The organism is Roseofilum sp., from assembly GCF_982964205.1.
In genome coordinates this window covers 1-1,715 of sequence record NZ_CEZBFX010000228.1, presented here as the reverse complement: position 1 = coordinate 1,715, position 1,715 = coordinate 1, and the positions used below count along the sequence as shown (strand labels likewise).

The 1,715-nt window shown below is 46.6% G+C and carries 3 protein-coding genes; all 3 read right to left on the bottom strand.

From position 1 onward, the window contains the following. A partial coding sequence (locus tag AC3A14_RS24655) for a L,D-transpeptidase (RefSeq protein WP_487779246.1) occupies nucleotides 1-352 on the bottom strand: 352 nt, incomplete at its 3' end. Between the two features lie 100 nt (nucleotides 353-452). Further along, a complete protein-coding gene (locus AC3A14_RS24650) occupies nucleotides 453-1,142 on the bottom strand; it encodes an energy-coupling factor ABC transporter ATP-binding protein (RefSeq protein WP_318697931.1) in 690 nt (229 codons plus the stop codon). Beyond that, nucleotides 1,142-1,411, bottom strand: coding sequence for a UPF0367 protein family (locus tag AC3A14_RS24645; RefSeq protein WP_318697930.1), 270 nt, complete (start codon nucleotides 1,409-1,411; stop codon nucleotides 1,142-1,144). The genes AC3A14_RS24650 and AC3A14_RS24645 overlap by 1 nt, the downstream gene beginning before the upstream one ends. Between the last annotated feature and the right edge of the window lie 304 nt (nucleotides 1,412-1,715).

Below are 1,715 nucleotides of genomic sequence, written 5' to 3'. Positions count from 1 at the left end.
CTTCCTTGTTAAACACTTCAAATTCGCCTGTAGGGGTTTCCCATCCCTCTTTACCCACAGCTACGGGATAGCTAGCCAGCTCTTCATCTCCTTTGTAAACATAAACTCGCCGTTCTCCAAGTCTCAGAACGAGATGCACTGGAGTTTGACCAGGCAGATATTTTGCTGCTTCCCCCAAAGCAGGTACTTTAGGTGGGTCTTGAATTAAGGGCAGTTCACTCAGGAGGGGAATCGATTCAGAGCTTAAGGGAACTTCTCCTTCTAGAGCCTGAGTCGGTTGCATGAATAAGGGGGAGAGAAGCCCTAGGCTAATTAGGGTTAAGGGATGGATAGCTGAGAGTCTGGTTTTCATAGTGTTGCCTGACTTAATGCTGTAAGGTTAATCGATGGGAATTTTACGGGGTTAAGTTACCGAAAATTGTAATGGGTAGATCGGAAAATTTCACCCTCGTTTAAGAATTCAGATGGGTGGCCATCAAGCGATTTCTGAGTCGCTGAGGGTTTCCTTGATCAATCACTTGGCCTTGGTCGAGCAAAAAAGCGCCATGACAATGGTCGAGTTCGTCGAGTCGATGGGTAACCCACAGGGCGGTTAAGCCCCGTTGAATTACCAGATTTTTGACTTGAATCACCAATTCAAGTTGGGCTTCTCGGTCTAGGAGGGCACTGGGTTCATCTAGGAGCAGAACTTTGCAGTGACGGGCGATCGCCCCAGCGATGGCGATCCTTTGTTTTTGGCCGCCACTGAGAGCGTAGATGGGCCGTCGTTTGAGATCAACCAGGTTGACGGCTTCTAGGGCTTCGTCAACTCGTTCTTGGACTTCCTGGATTGGTAATTTTTCTTCTACTAAACCAAAGGCAATATCGGCTCCTACAGTGGGCATCACCAGTTGATGATCTGGATTTTGAAACACAAATCCGATTGGAGATTCCAGATTGATCTGACCAGACTGAGGATGAAGGAGTCCCGCTAGAGTTCGCAGAAGGGTCGATTTACCACTCCCATTGGTTCCCAGAAGCATCCAAAATTCTCCTTGAGGAACTTCTAAGGAACAGGCTTTGAGGACGGATTGGCCGGAGGGCCAATCAAAGGAGAGATTCTGAACGTCAATTCCAGGAGGATTAGGGATAGCTCCAGTCATTATTGAGTAACGGCGAAGAATCCAGGCGGTCTACCCGAAGCGGCTGTGGTTCCCGTTTTCTCTGCTTTTTGGACAGCGGTGATTTCGCTGCTGAGAAGGGCGACTGTTTTTTCGGTTTGGCGATCGCACTTCAGTTCAATCACTTCAGATTCGGAAGAGCGCATGGCTTCTAGAATCTGGGCATAGAGTCCTTGAGCGTCTTCTTCTGATTTGCGCTCGACAGATAGAGGAATGGGATTATTCCTTAAAACAACATCAATCACATACATAGGACAGTTTTGTGAAGCAAGAATTTGACTTAGTCTAACTTTAAGTATCTCAGATTCTCCAATTTTTCCCATCTTTACCGTTGGTGAGGTCGAGGTCAAGATTGAAAAATCGATCGTTTCCCTTATAATTATATAAAGAATCGTAAACTAGACGGGACAAAAAAGTCATTTTCTGCTTAGAGCAGTTTGCTCAAACGTCAGCTAGGACGCGATCGCAATGATTATGAAAATTTTGGAGAACATCACTTTATGACAATAGCAGTCGGACGCGCGCCCAGGGAAAGAGGATGGTTTGATGCCATCG

Excerpts from the sequence above, each read along its gene's own strand:
- AC3A14_RS24650 (WP_318697931.1), bottom strand. The coding sequence starts at position 1,142 with ATGACTGGAGCTATCCCTAATCCTCCTGGAATTGACGTTCAGAATCTC.
- AC3A14_RS24645 (WP_318697930.1), bottom strand. The coding sequence starts at position 1,411 with ATGTATGTGATTGATGTTGTTTTAAGGAATAATCCCATTCCTCTATCT.